The 14,967-nt window shown below is 73.4% G+C and carries 13 protein-coding genes; 5 read left to right on the top strand and 8 right to left on the bottom strand.

The genetic code is table 11. The features are described 5' to 3' along the window. Position 1: 1 nt before the first annotated feature. The 8 genes from AC1UE4_RS02175 to AC1UE4_RS02140 form a co-directional block, all read right to left on the bottom strand. Positions 2–1,039 carry a zinc-dependent alcohol dehydrogenase gene (locus tag AC1UE4_RS02175; RefSeq protein WP_482915581.1) on the bottom strand — a complete coding sequence of 346 codons (1,038 nt, stop codon included), beginning with the start codon at positions 1,037–1,039 and terminating at the stop codon, positions 2–4. 179 nt (positions 1,040–1,218) lie between these two features. Then, the gene (locus tag AC1UE4_RS02170; RefSeq protein ID WP_482915580.1) at positions 1,219–1,992 is read right to left on the bottom strand and encodes an SDR family NAD(P)-dependent oxidoreductase; all 774 of its coding nucleotides are present in this window, start codon (positions 1,990–1,992) and stop codon (positions 1,219–1,221) included. A gap of 14 nt (positions 1,993–2,006) precedes the next feature. Beyond that, positions 2,007–3,536: a class I adenylate-forming enzyme family protein gene (locus AC1UE4_RS02165; protein ID WP_482915579.1), complete on the bottom strand. Its 1,530-nt coding sequence runs from the start codon at positions 3,534–3,536 to the stop codon at positions 2,007–2,009. An 80-nt stretch (positions 3,537–3,616) separates the two neighbouring features. Continuing rightward, positions 3,617–4,678: a thiolase family protein gene (locus AC1UE4_RS02160; RefSeq protein ID WP_482915578.1), complete on the bottom strand. Its 1,062-nt coding sequence runs from the start codon at positions 4,676–4,678 to the stop codon at positions 3,617–3,619. Between the two features lie 76 nt (positions 4,679–4,754). Continuing rightward, positions 4,755–6,617 carry a GAF domain-containing protein gene (locus AC1UE4_RS02155; protein WP_482915577.1) on the bottom strand — a complete coding sequence of 621 codons (1,863 nt, stop codon included), beginning with the start codon at positions 6,615–6,617 and terminating at the stop codon, positions 4,755–4,757. Between the two features lie 130 nt (positions 6,618–6,747). Next, positions 6,748–7,965, bottom strand: coding sequence for a M20 family metallopeptidase (locus tag AC1UE4_RS02150; RefSeq protein ID WP_482915576.1), 1,218 nt, complete (start codon positions 7,963–7,965; stop codon positions 6,748–6,750). Between the two features lie 15 nt (positions 7,966–7,980). Next, positions 7,981–8,730, bottom strand: coding sequence for an SDR family NAD(P)-dependent oxidoreductase (locus AC1UE4_RS02145; protein WP_482915575.1), 750 nt, complete (start codon positions 8,728–8,730; stop codon positions 7,981–7,983). Continuing rightward, positions 8,718–10,007: a dihydrolipoamide acetyltransferase family protein gene (locus AC1UE4_RS02140; protein WP_482915574.1), complete on the bottom strand. Its 1,290-nt coding sequence runs from the start codon at positions 10,005–10,007 to the stop codon at positions 8,718–8,720. Before AC1UE4_RS02140 ends, AC1UE4_RS02145 begins: the two co-directional genes overlap by 13 nt. A gap of 190 nt (positions 10,008–10,197) precedes the next feature. On the opposite strand from AC1UE4_RS02140, the gene AC1UE4_RS02135 reads away from it, so the two are divergent. Genes AC1UE4_RS02135 through AC1UE4_RS02115 form a run of 5 tightly spaced genes read left to right on the top strand, consistent with a single transcriptional unit; the run spans position 10,198 to position 14,955 of the window. After that, entirely contained in the window at positions 10,198–11,142 is a 945-nt protein-coding gene (locus AC1UE4_RS02135; RefSeq protein ID WP_482915573.1) for a thiamine pyrophosphate-dependent dehydrogenase E1 component subunit alpha, read from the top strand. Continuing rightward, positions 11,126–12,115 carry an alpha-ketoacid dehydrogenase subunit beta gene (locus AC1UE4_RS02130; protein ID WP_482915572.1) on the top strand — a complete coding sequence of 330 codons (990 nt, stop codon included), beginning with the start codon at positions 11,126–11,128 and terminating at the stop codon, positions 12,113–12,115. The genes AC1UE4_RS02135 and AC1UE4_RS02130 overlap by 17 nt, the downstream gene beginning before the upstream one ends. 4 nt (positions 12,116–12,119) lie before the next feature. Further along, on the top strand, positions 12,120–12,914 hold the full coding sequence (locus AC1UE4_RS02125; RefSeq protein WP_482915571.1) for a FadR/GntR family transcriptional regulator: 795 nt from the start codon (positions 12,120–12,122) through the stop codon (positions 12,912–12,914). Positions 12,915–12,944: 30 nt separating this feature from the next. Beyond that, the gene (locus AC1UE4_RS02120; RefSeq protein WP_482915570.1) at positions 12,945–13,736 is read left to right on the top strand and encodes an acetoacetate decarboxylase family protein; all 792 of its coding nucleotides are present in this window, start codon (positions 12,945–12,947) and stop codon (positions 13,734–13,736) included. A gap of 4 nt (positions 13,737–13,740) precedes the next feature. Further along, positions 13,741–14,955 carry a thiolase family protein gene (locus AC1UE4_RS02115; RefSeq protein WP_482915569.1) on the top strand — a complete coding sequence of 405 codons (1,215 nt, stop codon included), beginning with the start codon at positions 13,741–13,743 and terminating at the stop codon, positions 14,953–14,955. Positions 14,956–14,967: the final 12 nt, after the last annotated feature.

Here is a 14,967-nt window from a genome sequence, read left to right as displayed (position 1 = left end):
ATCAGTGCCCGTTCGGCGTGACGAGCACCTTCAGCGAACGGTCCTTCTCGAGCTGCACGCGGAACGCCTCGGCGATGTCGTCGAGCTTCTCGCGCTGGGTGATGAGCGGCTGCGCCTTCGCCTTGCCCGACCGGAGCAGCTCGATCGCCTCGGCGAAGTCCTCCGACGTGTAGGCGATCGACCCGGTGATCGTCACCTCGCGCTGGACGAGCGACGTCGGGTTGAACGAGACCGGCTCGTCGTAGAGCGCGAGCACGACGATCGTGCCGGCGGCGCGGACGGCGTCGATCGCGCCGGCGGCGAGCGCGGGCACGCCCGAGCACTCGAAGACGACGTCGATCTCCTCGCCCTCGCCGAGCGCATCGGCGACGACCGCCTCGAGCCCCGGCGAGCCGTCGCGCGCGTCGGCGCCCAGCTCCTTGGCCGCCTCGAGGCGCAGCTCGGACAGGTCGACGCCGATGACGCGCTTGGCGCCGTGGGCGTTCAGCACCTGGACGACCTGCTGGCCGATCGTGCCGAGGCCGATGACGAGCGCGGTGGCGCCCTGCACCGACGGCGCGAGGTGCACGGCGTGCACGCCGACCGCGAGCGGCTCGATCGTGGCGCCCGCCTCGTCGTCGACGGCGTCGTCGAGCTTGAAGACGTTGCCGCCGAGCTTCGCGCCCGGGATGGTCACGCGCTCGGCGAACGCGCCGGGCCGCCCGTAGGCGATGGCGGTCGTCCACGTCACGGCGCAGAGGTTGAAGCGGCCCTCGCGGCAGCGCGCGCACTCGCCGCACGGCACGATCGGCACGCCGGTCACGCGGTCGCCGACCGCGATGCCCTCGACCCGGTCGCCGACGGTGACGACGGTGCCCGCGAACTCGTGGCCCATGACCTGGCCCGGCTCGACGAACGAGCCGTGCAGGTAGGTGTGCAGGTCGGACCCGCAGATGCCGCAGTCGCTGACCTGGACGACGATGTCCTCCGCGCCCGCCTCGGGCTCGGGGACCTCCTCGACGCGGACGTCCTCGACGCCCCGGAACACCGCTGCCTTCATCGCCTCGCCTCCGAGATCGGATCCATCGACGTTCGATGCTGGACGATGCCAGGGCGCCGCCCGGCCGCCCTCCCGCGGCCGGTTTGGAGGAACCGACATCGCACGGGGTGGCCGCCGTCCGGGGCGCCACGAGGAGGGTGAAGCAACGCCCCGGACCGGCGACCGGTTTGAGGCCCGGCCTACGGCGCCGTGTAGCCGCCGTCGACGCTCATCGCCGTCCCGGTGACGAACGACGCCTTGTCGGAGAGCAGCCACGCGACGGCGGCGGCGATCTCCTGCGGCTGGCCGAAGCGGCCGATCGGGTGGTTCGCCCGTGCCGCGGCGATGAGCTCCTCGTCGTTGCCGAGCGCGTCTTCGAAGAGGTCCTTCTCCACCATCGGCGTGATGACGTACGACGGGCACATCGAGTTCACGCGCACGCCCATCGGCGCGTACTCGAGCGCGGCCGACTTCGTCAGGCCGACGACGCCGTGCTTGGCCGCGACGTACGCCGACGCCCCGGGCCAGCCGATGAGGCCCGCGGCCGAGGCCATGTTCACGATCGAGCCTGCGCCCTGCTCGGCCATGACGCGAAGCTCGTGCTTCGTGCAGAGGAAGACGCCGCTGAGGTCGACGTCGAGCACGCGCTGCCACGCGGCGAAGTCGGTGTCGCCGACCGTGCCGAGCGCGTCGAGGATCCCGGCGCAGTTGAACGCGCCGTCGAGCCGTCCGAGCTCGGACACGGCGCGGTCGACGAGCGCGCTCACCGAACTCTCGTCGGTGACGTCGCAGTCGGCGTAGACGGCGGTGCCGCCCTGGCCGCTGATCTCCTCCGCCAGCGCCTCGCCCTGCTCGTCGTTGACGTCGGACACAAGCACCCGTGCCCCCTCGGCGTGCGCCTCGAGCGCGGTGGCGCGGCCGATGCCGCTCGCCGCACCCGTGATGAGGACGGCCTTGTCGTCCAGGATCCCCACGTCGTCTCCCTCGTTCAGGCCGGCGCCGCGCTCTGCATGCGGGCGCGGAGCGGCTTCTTGTCGATCTTCCCCGTCGACGTCTTGGGCAGCTCGTCGACGAGCTCCCACGTCGTCGGCACCTTGTACTTCGCCAGGCGCGCCCGGCAGTGCTCGGCCAGCGCGTCGGCCGACGTGCCGCCGCCGACGGCGACCACGGCGTGGACCTCCTCGCCGCGCACCTCGTCCGGCCGGCCGATGACCGCGGCCTCCTTGACGTCCGGGTGCTCGAGCAGGACGTCCTCGATCTCGCGCGGGTAGATGTTCTCCCCGCCGCGGATGATCATGTCCTTCTTGCGGTCGACGAGGAAGAGGAACCCGTCCTCGTCGCGATAGCCGACGTCGCCGGTGTGCAGCCAGCCGTCGCGCAGCGTCTCCGCGTTCGCGTCGGGCCGGTTGAAGTAGCCCTGCATGACGTTGTCGCCGCGGATGCAGACCTCGCCGGCCTCGCCGACGGGCGCCACGCGGCCGGCGTCGTCGACGACGACGACCTCCTGGCCGCGGGTGGGCAGGCCGATCGAGCCGATCTTGCGCGGGCCGTGGAACGGGTTGATCGTCGAGCAGCACGTGCTCTCGGTCAGGCCGTAGCCCTCCATGATCTTCAGGCCGAACTTCTCCTCGAAGCGCCGGAAGAGCGCGGGCGACAGCGGCGCGGCGCCGCAGATGACGAACCGCAGGGTGTTCGTCTCGGCCTCGTCGGCGCCGGGCGCGTGGAGCAGCGCGGCGAGCATCGTCGGCACGGCCGAGAACGTCACCGGCTCGAAGCGGGCGACCTCGGCCCAGAACTGCGACGCCGAGAAGCGCTCCCACATCGCGATCTGCGCGCCGAGGAAGAGCGGGATGACCGTCGTGACGATCTGGGCGTTCGCGTGGAAGAGCGGCAGCACCATGCCCATGACGTCGCGGCGCCCGACGGGCAGCGGCTCGCCGAGCTGCCACGCGTTGGCGAGCACGTTGGCGTGGCTGACCATCGCGCCCTTCGGGCGGCCGGTCGTGCCCGACGTGTAGACGAGGTGCGCGACGCGCTGCGCGTCGAACGCGGCCGGCTCGTCGACGGTGCCGTGGCCGCGCAGCGGCGCCGCCGCGTCGCGGTCCTCCGCGACGAGCACGTCGCGAAGCGCGGGCAGCTCGTCGCGGTGCTCCTCGAGCCCCGCCGCGGCCTCGGGCGTGCACACCACGCAGACGGCGCCGGAGTCGGACAGGATCCCGACGGCCTCGCGCGCCGTGAGCGCGGGGTTGACCGGGTTGAACGTCGCGCCGAGCCACAGGGCGGCCCACCAGACCTCGAGGTAGTGCGGGCTGTTCGGGAGGATGACGCCGACGACGTCGCCCTCCTTGACGCCGATCGCGCGCAGCCCGCCGGCGGCCTCCGCGACGCGGTGCGCGAACTCCGCGTACGTCCACGACTGGTGCGCGTCGCGGACGAACCGCTCGTCGCCGATCTCGCGGGCGCGGACGCGCAGGAGCTCGGGCAACGTCGACAGCTCGGTCGCGAGCACCCCGCTCATGTCGCGGCACCCTCGCACGGCCCCGGGGCCGCGGCGCGGGCCCGGCGCGGGGGCGTTGTGAAGGCTCCAAGCCGCGTTGCTCAGCCGGTCGTGAGGATGGTCACGCCCACCACGGCGGACTCCCCCGTCCACGCCGGCGCGGTCGCCAGCGCGAGGCCCGCGCGGGCGCCGGCGACCTGGCGGCGGCCGGCCTCCCCGCGCAGCTGCCACGTCAGCTCGCAGAGCTGGGCGAGCGGCCCGGCGGCGACGGCGTCGCCCTGCGCGAGCAGTCCGCCGCTGGTGTTGACCGGCAGGACGCCGCCGCGCGCGGTGAAGCCGCTGTCGACGAGGTCGGGCCCCTGCCCCTCGGGCGCGAACTGCAGCGCCTCGTAGGCCTCGAGCTCGCCCGCGCTCGTCGGGTCGGCGATCTCCGCGCAATCGACGTCGTCGGGGCCCAGCTTCGCCGTGCGGTAGGCGAGCCGCGCCGCGCGGGCGGCGACGTCGAGCGCCGCGCCGTCGCGGTCGGCGGCGCCCAGCGCGATGCACGCGCGCACGCGCGGGGCGCGCGCGCCGGGGCGGCGCTCGCCGCGGTCGGCCGAGACGAGGACGACGGCGGCCGCGCCCTGAGAGGGCTCCGCGACCATGAGCCGGTGCAGCGGCCATGCGAGCACCTCGCTCTGCAGCACCGTGTCGGCGTCGACCGGCGTGGTCAGCAGCGCGCGCGGGTTGTCGGCGCCCTGCAGGCGGCAGTTGGCGGCGACGCGGGCGAGGTGGCGCTCGGTCGCGCCGGACGCGTCCATGTACGCGCCGGCCGCCCGCGCCAGGTCGGCGATCGGGGGCGCGTGGTTGGTGCCGGTCCGGTCGTGCCCGACGCACAGGACGACGTCGTGCGCGCCGCTCGCCACGGCGTCCCACGCGCTGTGCAGCGCGCCGACGCCCGACGCGCTGGCGACGTCCAGCACACGGCGCCGGGTGCCGGCCAGCTCGCCCAGGTCCTGCGCGGCGACGCGGCCGCCGGTCAGGACGATCGCGCCCACGTCGGCCGGCGCGACGCCCGCGTCGGCGAGGGCCGCCGAGGCAGCCTTCTGCGCGACCCGGCCCGCTGCTCGACCAGCGCCCGTGAAGGACGTCGCCCCGACCCCGAGGACGTGGACCCCGCGCACGGCACGACGATAGGGACGGGGCCGCCGCCCGCTGCGACGGCACCGCCCGACGAGCTTGTGCGTTCCTACATCAGCGCTACCGGACGACCTCCAGCGCCGGGCGCGGCGGCTCGACCTGCTCGACGCCGACCGGCAGGCGGCCCTGCAGCAGCAGCACGAGCAGCGAGAGCCGCGCGCGCAGCTGCGCGTCGGGGTCGTGGGTGACCGCGAGCCCGGTGAGCTCCTCGATCCGCGACAGGCGGTAGCGGATCGTGTTCTCGTGGAGGCTCAGGCTCGCCGCCGTGCGGCGGATGCTCGCCATGTTCTCGAAGAACGAGCACAGCGTCGTGAGCAGGTCCGCCTTCGACGGATCGCTGACCATCCCGCCGAACGTGTCCTCCGCGAAGCCCGTCACGAGCTCAGCGTCCGACGTGGCGAGGAACAGGCGCCCCGCGCCCAGCTCGCCCGCCGAGAGGATCGACGGCCCGTCAGCCGGCGCGTAGCGGCGGATGCACTCGACGACCTGCCGCGCCTCGGCGAAGCCCGTGCGGTAGCCGTCGTGGTCGACGTGCACGGCCGAGATGCCCGCCACGAGGCGGTCGCCGCGCGGGAGCCGCTGCACGAGCGCCTCGAGCGTGGCGCGCTGCTCGGCGATGAACGCGGCCTCGTCGCCGCCGGACGGCAGCTGCGTCAGCACCGCGACCGTCCCGCGGACGACGGCGGCGTGGACGGTGCGCTCGGGCGCGATCTCGCGCAGCGCGGAGGCCACGGCCCGGAAGTCGGGCAGGCCGCGCTCGTCGCCGTCGCGCGTGCCGAGCACGAGGACGGCGCGCGGGACGTCGAGCCGCACGCCGAGGTGCTCGGCGCGCCGCTGGACCGCCGCGGCGCCGGAGTGCCCGCCGAGCAGCTCGGCGACGAGCGACGAGCCGGCGTCGCAGTCGGCCTCGAGCGCGCGGCGCTCCGTGCTCACCTGCACCGCGACGAGCGTCGCCGCGCGGCGCAGCGTGACCATGTCGCCGCCGGTGAAGCGCGTCTTGTGCTCCATCACCACGAGCCGGCCCCACACCTCGTCGTTGACGACGACGGGCGCGACGACGTGGCGGTGCAGCACGCCGGCCGCCGGCAGCGGGCCGACGACGAACGCGCGGCTGCCGTCGTGCTCGGCGAGTGCGTCGCGGACGGCGGGCTGGCGGACGATCTGCGGCTCGAGCAGGCGCGGCGCGATGCCGTCCTGCGTGCCGGGCGGCACCGCGGTCGCCACGCGGGCGCCGTCGGCGTCGAACACGGCGCACGGCTTGCCGAGCAGCTCGGCCAGCGTGTCGAGCAGGTGCTGCAGCGGCCGGCCGTGCAGCACGAGGTCGCTGAGCCGCTCGTCGACCGCGGCGGCGCGGCGCAGCGCCTTCAGCTGGCGCCGCGCGCCCTCGACCTGCGCGCACAGGTCGACGTGGTCGCGGGCGTGCATGACGGCGACCGCTGCGAGGCCGGCGAACACTGTCGCGACCTCCTGGTCCTCCTCCGTGAAGTCGTGCATCCGGTCGACGTCGTCGAGGTAGACCACGCCGACGACCTCGCCGGCGAAGACCATCGGCACCGCCATGATCGAGCGGATCTTCCAGAACCGCATCGTCGCCTTGATCATGCGCGGGTCGTCGTTCGCCCGGCGGATCACGACGGCGCGGCGGGTCTCGAGCACCTCGCGCGTCATCCCGTCGGCGGGGCCGCCGGCGAGCGAGCGCTTGATGTCGTCGCTCAGCGGCACGTCGCCGCTGCAGCCGACGCAGCCGCGGAACGTCCCGGTCGCTTCATCGCGCAGGTGGATGCTGCACCGCTCCACGCCGACGAGCGCGGTGATCTCGCGCGCGACGGCGTGCAGCAGGTCGTCGACGCTCGCCGTCTTGCCGAGCAGCGCGGCCACCTCGGAGAACGAGGCGACCGCACGCCGCAGACGATCCTCGGACACGACGGTGGTCCTCACTTCACCCGCGTTCGCCGCGGGACGCTCCAGCACAGCGCTCACTGACCCTGTCCCTTCATCGCTACTTGACCCTCCTCCTCCGACCCTCTGTCCCTGCCAGCCGCCCCGGCGCTTCCTAGCGCAGGAGATCCAGCGTCGCCTTGGCGTAGATCTGCGCCGCCTCGGCGACCTCGCTGATGGCGATGTGCTCGTCCACCGCGTGGGCCTGCTCGAAGTCCCCCGGCCCGAACGTGATGACCGCCGGCGTCTGGAAGCCGTCGGGGCCGTCGCGCATGAGCTCGACGGCATCGACCCAGCCGCCGTTGAACTTGCGCACCTCGCCGGGCGTGCCGCGAACCTCCTCGACCGCCCGCTCCATCGCCGCGACGCCCGGCGCCTGCGGATCGGACTCACCGGGACGCAGCCACAGCCGCCCGGCGCCCATCGGCAGCACCTTGAACTCGTAGCGGACCTCGCCGTCCTCCTGCTCCAGCATCCGCAGGAACTTGGCGATCGCGTCCTGCACCTCGGGCAGCGTCACCCCGGCGGGCGACATGACCGAGATCACCGCGTCGCAGCGGCCCGGGATCGTCCAGCCGCCGCCCGGCAGCGTCCGGATCGCCTGGATCGTGTGGCGCGGCTCGAACCACTGCGACGTGCCGCGCGGCGTCTCCAGGCGCCCCGCGTCGACGGCCTCGACGAGCTTGGCCATCTTCGTCACCGCGTTGATGCCGTTCTCCGGCTCCGTCGGGTGCGCGGTGCGCCCGATCGCCGTGACCTTCCACGTCGAGATGCCGGGGTAGGCGATCTCGATGCCGGTGTTGCTCGTCGCCTCGGCCGAGAAGATCGTCCCGACGCGCTTGACCACGCCGAGGTCGGCCAGCAGGGTCGGGCCGCGGAAGCCGTCCTCGCCGTCGGAGTCCGACATGAAGTAGATGGGGCCGCCGCGCCGCTCGCCGGAGGCGACGACCGCCTCGAGCGCCGCGAGCATCGCGACGTGCGTGCCCTTGCTGTCGACGGCGCCGCGGCCGTAGAGGACGCCGTTCTCGACCTCGCCGCCCCACGGATCGCGCGACCAGTCGGTCGGGCGCGCGTGCACGGTGTCGAAGTGCGCGTCGAAGAGGATGCCCGGCTCGTTGCCGTCGCCCTCCAGGACCCCGAGCACGAGCGGGGCCTTGCGGCCCTCGACGCTGAAGTGCTCGACCGTCATGCCGAGCTCGCGAAGCCGGGCGGTCACCCACAGGTGCGCCGTCGTGTCCTCGCCGACGACGCTGCGGATGCGCACCATCTGGCGCAGGAGGTCCTCACAGCGCTCCTGGCTGATGGTGAGCAGCGGCTTCTGGTCGGTGGCCATGTGTCAAGGGTCCTTTCAGGGTGTTCCGGTCTTGGTGGGGTGGAGCAGCTCGGGGTGCTCCTTGAGGCTCATGCCGCCGTCGACCGGCAGCGAGACGCCGGTGACGTGCCGCGCCTGCGGCGAGGCGAGGAACGCGGCGACGTCGGCGATGTCCGAGCCGTCCGCGATGCGGCCGAGCGGCGTCTGCTTGATGAACGCCTCGCTCACGCCGGGGCGGTCGAGCTGGGGCGCCATGAGCGGCGTCCGGACCACCCCGGGGAGCAGGGCGTTGCACCGGATGCCGCGGGCGCCGAGCTCGAGCGCGGCGGAACGCATGAGGGACTCGCCCGCCGCCTTCGCGGCGGAGTAGTGCGAGAGCCCGGCGACCGGGTTGCCGGAGTCGATCGACGAGATGAGCGTGAACGAGCCGCCCGCCGGCATGTGCGGCACGGTCGCCTGCAGCGTGTGGAACGCGCCGGCGAGGTTGACGCCGAGCACGAGGTCCCACTCGCGCTCGGAGATGTCGAGGATCGAGGTGACGCGCGCGGTGCCGGCGGCGTAGACGACGGCGCCGATGCCGCCGTGGCGCGAGGCGACCTCGTCGGCGGCGCGCACAACGGCGTCGCGGTCGCGGACGTCGAGCGCGATCGCGGTGTCGTCGCCCTCGGCGGGCTTGAGGTCGGCGACGACGGTCGGCCAGCCTGCGGCGAGCAGGGCGTCGGCGCACGCACGGCCGATGCCGGAGGCACCGCCGACGACGAGCGCGGCGCCGGTCACGTCCGCCATGCCATCGCCCCCTCGAGCAGCTCGGCGAGCTCGGAGAGCGCCCGCGCCCCGGTCGCGCCGTCGACCGTGCGGTGGTCGAGCGTCATGGTCAGCGTCAGCGCGGGGATGACGGCGAAGCCGCGGTCGCGCGGGACGACCTTGTCGACGGTCCGCCCGACGGCGACGATCGCCGACTCGCCGGGGTTGAGCATCGCGGTGAAGCGGTCCACGCCGAACGACGCGAGGCTCGAGAGCGAGATCGTCGCGCCGGTCATCTCGGCGAGATCGAGCTTGCCGGCGCGCGCCGCGGTGACGAGGCGGGAGCGCTCGAGCGCGAGCTCCCCCAGAGTGCGCTCGTGCGCCCGGCGGATGACGGGGACGAGCAGGCCGCGGTCGGTGGCGACCGCGAGGCCGACGTCCGCGCCGGAGCGGCGGCGGACCTGCGGGCGGTCGCCGTCGACGAAGGAGGCGCCGAGGTCGGGGTGGCGCGCGAGCATCTCGGCGAGCGCCTGGATGAGCAGGTCGTTGACGGTGACCTTCACCGGCCCCTCGTCCGTGAGCCGCTTCTTCTCGGCGAGCAGCCACGTCGCGTCGATCTCGCGGTCGAGCGCGAACTGCGGGATCCGCTGCGACTCGGTCATCCGCCGGGCGATCGCCCGGCGCGTCGCCGACATCGCCTCGAGCGCCTCGTCGTCGCCCGCGACCGCGGGAGCGGGAGCGGCGCCGTTGCCGTTCCTCTTCCCGGCGGCGGCCTTCTCGACGTCGCGCAGCGTGATGCGCCCGCGCGGGCCCGTCCCGGTGATCGACGCGAGCTCGAGCCCGTGATGGCGAGCGGCGCGGCGCGCGACCGGAGCCGCCTTGATCTTGTGCGCGCCGCGAGTTGGCTCCTCGTCGGCGCCAACTCCCACGAGCACCCGGTCGGAAGAGACGGCCACGTCGCGCCGGGCCTGCCCGGTGGCGTCTCCTGCCACCGGGGAGACATCTCCCTCTGACGCGAGGACGTCTCCACCCTCACGCTCCGGGGAGGCGGAGAGGGCGGGAGAGGACGGGACCGCGTCGGCGGAGTCGCCGATCCGGACGAGCACGGCCCCGACCGGAACGGTGTCGCCCTCCTGCACGTCGAAGCCGAGCACGACGCCGTCGCACGGCGCGACGACGTCGGTCAACGCCTTGTCAGTCTCGACTTCGAGCAGCGGATCGCCCTCGGCAACGGAGGAACCGGCGGCGACGTGGAACGCCACCACGGTCCCCTCGGACACCTCTAGACCCATCTGCGGCAGCACGACGTTCGTGACCACGCCTGAGTGACCCTCGTCTTCCCTCCTCCACAGACGGTCCGGATGACCGTCTGACAATCCACAGTCGCAGCCGCCTTCGACCTTGTCAAGGGGCCCGCCCGACGGTATTACTGTCCGACAATCAGACCTTAGGGGCGGTATGAGCACTGAAGTGACCACCAGTACGAGCGGGGCCGGAGCGTCCGTGGACGTGCGCGCGCTGTACGGCACGATGGCGCTCATCCGCGCGTTCGAGACGAGCGTCGCGGCGCTCTACCGCGACGGCGCGATCCCCGGCTTCGTGCACACGTCGCTCGGCCAAGAGGGCGTCGCCGCGGGCGTCGGCGCGGCGCTGCAGGACGACGACTACCTCGCCACCACGCACCGCGGGCACGGCCACGTGCTCGCGAAGGGCGTCGACGTCGACGGGATGATGGCCGAGCTCTTCGCGCGCGCCGACGGCCTCTGCCGCGGCAAGGGCGGCTCGATGCACGTCGCCGACCCGAAGCGCGGCGTCCTCGGCGCCAACGCGATCGTCGGGGCGAGCATGCCGCTCGCCGTCGGCGCGGCGCTGTCGAGCAAGCTCCTCGGCCAGAACCGCGTCGCGGTCGCCTACTTCGGCGAGGGCGCGGTCAACCAGGGCGCGTTCCACGAGGCGCTCAACCTCGCGGCGATCTGGGACGCGCCCGCGCTGTTCGTCTGCGAGAACAACCTCTACGCGGAGTTCACCGACAGCCGCACGATGGCGCGGCTCGCGAGCGTCGCCGAGCGCGCCCGCGGCGGCTACGGCGTCGAGGCGCACGTCGTCGACGGCAACGACGTCGAGGCCGTCCACGCCGCGGCGGCCGCCGCGGCCGCGACGTGCCGCGAGGGCCGCGGCCCCGTCGTGCTCGAGGCGGAGACCTACCGCTGGCACGGCCACTACGAGGGCGACGCCCAGCCCTACAAGCCCGAGGACGAGTCCACCAGCTGGCGCGAGCGCGACCCGCTCGTCCTCCATGGCCGCAAGCTCATCGAGCGCGGCGACGCGACCGAGGACGAGCTCAAGGCCGTCCGCGACGAGGCGACGCAGCGCGTCGAGGCCGCCGTCGAGCGCGCCCGCTCCCTCCCCGCCCCCGACCTCGAGGAGGCCTTCCAGCATGTCTACGGCGACTGACGCCCCCGCGAAGGCCGCGCGCTACATCGACGCGCTGAACGCCGGCATGGCCGACGCCATGACCGAGGACGAGCGCGTCGTCCTGCTCGGCATCGACGTCGGCGCGGGCGGCGGCATCTTCACCGTCACGAAGGGCCTGCACGAGCGCTTCGGCTCGGACCGCATCATCGACACGCCGATCAGCGAGATGGGCTACGTCGGCGCGGCCGTCGGCGCCGCGATGACGGGCCTGCGCCCGATCGTCGAGATCATGTTCATGGACTTCGTCGGCGTCTGCCTCGACCCGATCCTCAACCAGGCCGCGAAGCTCCGCTACATGACCGCTGGGGCGCTCGAGATCCCGGTCGTCTTCCGCACGCAGACCGGCGCGGGGCGCGCCGCGGGCGCGCAGCACTCGCAGAGCCTCGAGGCGTGGTTCGCCCACGTCCCCGGCCTCAAGGTCGTCATGCCGGCGACCGTCACCGACGCGCACGACCTGCTCGTCGCCTCGGTGCGGGATCCGAACCCCGTCGTCTTCGTCGAGAACCGCCGCCTGTACGGCATGCGCGGGGAGCTGGACGTCGACCCGCTGCCGCTCGGCAAGGCGCGCGTCGCCCGCGGCGGCGAGGACGTCACGCTCGTCACCTGGGGCCAGACGCTGCGCGAGTGCCTGAAGGCGGCCGAGGACGACGAGGTCTCGATCGAGGTCATCGACCTGCGCTCGCTGGCGCCGCTCGACATGGACACCGTCATCGAGTCCGTGCGCCGCACGGGACGGCTGCTGATCGCCCACGAGGCCGTGCAGGACTTCGGCGCCGGCGCCGAGATCGCGGCCCGCGTGGCGGACGAGCTGTTCGACGAGCTGCGCACCCCGGTCAAGCGCGTCGGGGCGCCCTCGGTGCCGATGCCGTTCAGCCCGGAGCTGGAGGCGTCGCTGCTGCCCGGCGCGGCCGCGATCAACCGGGCCGCGCATGACCTCCTGGCGGAGGGTTAGTCTCTTGGCGACCGATGCACAGCCGCTCCTCATGCCGCTGAACGGTCGGGTCGTCCAGACGGTCAAGGTCGCCCGCGCCTACGAGCAGCTCGCCGACCTGCTGCGTGAGCGCATCACGTCCGGCGACCTGCGCGAGGGCGAGCGCCTGCCGTCCGAGACGGCGCTGGCCGAGCAGGCCGGCGTCAGCCGGTCGACCGTGCGCGAGGCGCTGCGCACCCTCGAGCAGGCGGGGCTCATCGCCCGCGCCAGCCCGCGCGTCATGGTCGTGGCGTCGACGACCGACGAGGATCCCGCGTTCCGCGAGCTGCGGCACGAGCTCCGCCGGCGCAACGTCACGTTCCACCACCTGCACGAGGCGCTCGTGACGCTGGAGCCCGAGCTGGCGCGCCACGCGGCGATGCGCGCCGACCAGTCGGACATCCGGGCGCTGCGCGAGAACATCGTCGCCCAGCAGGAGCACCTGCAGCACTACAAGGAGTGGAGCCGGCTCGACGTCGAGTTCCACCTGATGATCGCGGAGATGACGTCGAACCCGGCGCTCATCATCGCCCGCGAGCCGATCACGCAGCTGCTGCTGCCCACGCTGCATCGCTTCATGGACTCGACGGACATGACCGAGCACGCGACCCGCTACCACCGGCGGATCGTCAACGAGCTCGAGGCCGGCGACCCCGACACCGCCGCGGCGGTCATGCGCCGCCACATCAACGACTTCCGCACCGCCTGGGAGAAGCGCGGGTTGGACTTCCACCAAGAGATCATGCAGCTGGACTCGGTGGACGAGCTGGCCCTCGATTAGCTTCGGCCTCCCCCGTACCAGGAGGCAGTGATGGGCTTCGTCAAGCGCCCCGATGAGATCGCGCGCATCGAGCACGCGCTCAGCCACCCGCGCTTCGTCAACGGCGAGATGCTGTTGGTCGACTTCTTGACCGACGAGTCGGTCGTTGCGGCGATCCTGCCGCCCCCGCTCGAGCCGGCGGATCAGCCACGGGTGACCGCGATGGTCGGCCGCTGGCAGTCCAACTGCGTCGGCGACTTCGACGGCGGCGCGATCTACGTCGCCGCGCGTCACGAGGGCGTGGACGGCGACTACGTCCTCTCGATGTGGATGGACGGCGACGTCCCCACGATCTACGGCCGCGACCTCTTCGGCGAGCCGAAGAAGCTCGCGAGGAGCACGCTGCACCGCCACGGCGACGCGCACCACGGCTACCTCGAGCGCAACGGCGTCCGGCTGCTGGAGCTGCACGGCATGCTCAGCAAGCCGATCGAGCCGGTCGAGGCCGAGGGCGTCAACTACAACTTCAAGGCACGCCCGTCGGCCGACGGCGTCGGCCTCGAGGAGGACGCGATCCTGACGAAGGCGATCTTCGACACGCGGATCTCCGGCGGCCGCGAGGGCGCCGCGAGCGTCGTCCTGCGCGGCACGGTGCACGACCCGCTCGACGAGCTGCCCGTGCGGCAGGTCATCGGCGGCCGCTTCATCGAGGTCGATCTGATCGGCCAGTGCCGGGCGGTCGCGACGACGCCGGCGGACGTGTTCCTCCCCTACCACTACGGCCGCCACGACGACTGGAGCGCGCTGGACACCGAGTCGGCCGCGCTCGTGCCGGTCGCGTAGAGCCATGGCGGCGACCGAGCCTGTCATCGTCGCCGGCGCGGGGATGACCAAGTTCGCGAAGTCGCCGCGCACCCTCCGTGACCTGGCCGGCGAGGCGGTGTCCTCCGCGCTCGCCGATGCGGGCGTCGACGTCGCCGCCGTCGAGGCGGCGTACGTCGGCAACGCCGTCGCCGGCCTGGTCACGGGGCAGGAGATGATCCGCGGGCAGGTCGTGCTGCGGCCGCTCGGGATCGAGGGCATCCCCATCTTCAACGTCGAGAACGCGTGTGCGTCGGCGGCGAGCGCGCTGCACCTCGGCTGGCAGGCGATCACGACCGGCCTCAACGACGTCGTGCTGTGCGTCGGGGCCGAGAAGCTCTCCACCGAGGACAAGGCGGTGGGCATGGAGGCGATCGGCACCGCGATCGACGTCGAGATGCGCGCCGAGCTCGCCGAGGAGGTCCGCGTCGAGGGCGACGAGGGCGGCAAGCGGTCGTTCTTCATGGACCTCTACGCCGACATGGCGCGGCGCTACATGCGCGCGTCCGGCGCGACGCAAGAGCACCTCGCGATGGTCGCGGTGAAGAACCAGCACAACGGCGCGCGCAACCCGCGCGCGCAATACGGCAGCGAGCTGACCGTGGAGGACGTCCTGGCCAGCCGCAAGGTCGTCGAGCCGCTGACGCTGCTCATGTGCTCCCCCATCTCCGACGGCGCCGCGGCCGTCGTGCTGATGAGCGAGCGCGCCGCGCGGGAGGCCGGCCTCGGGTCCGGCCCGCGCATCCGCGCTTCGGTCGTGCGCTCGGGCAACCGCCACGACAAGGACGACCCCACGGCGGGCTCCGCCGCGCGCGCGGCGCGGGCCGCCTACGAGATGGCGGGCCTCGGGCCCTCCGACCTCGACGTCTGCGAGGTCCACGACGCGAGCGCCCCCGCCGAGCTCATCGTCTACGAGCAGATCGGTCTGGCCGAGCCGGGCGGCGCCCCCGACCTCATCGCCTCGGGCGCCACTTCGCTGGACGGCCGCCTGCCCGTGAACACGAGCGGCGGCCTGCTCTCGAAGGGCCACCCCATCGGCGCGACCGGGATCGCTCAGATCTGCGAGTCGACCTGGCAGCTGCGCGGCGAGGCCGGCGACCGCCAGGTCGACGGCGCCCGGGTCGCCCTGACCCAGAACGGCGGCGGCTGGCTCGAGGGAGACTCGGCCGCCATGGCCGTCCACATCCTCACCGCCGACTGAGCTCGCAACCTG

It is taken from the genome of Parviterribacter kavangonensis, assembly GCF_056863335.1.
This window is presented reverse-complemented; position numbering and strand designations above follow the sequence as displayed.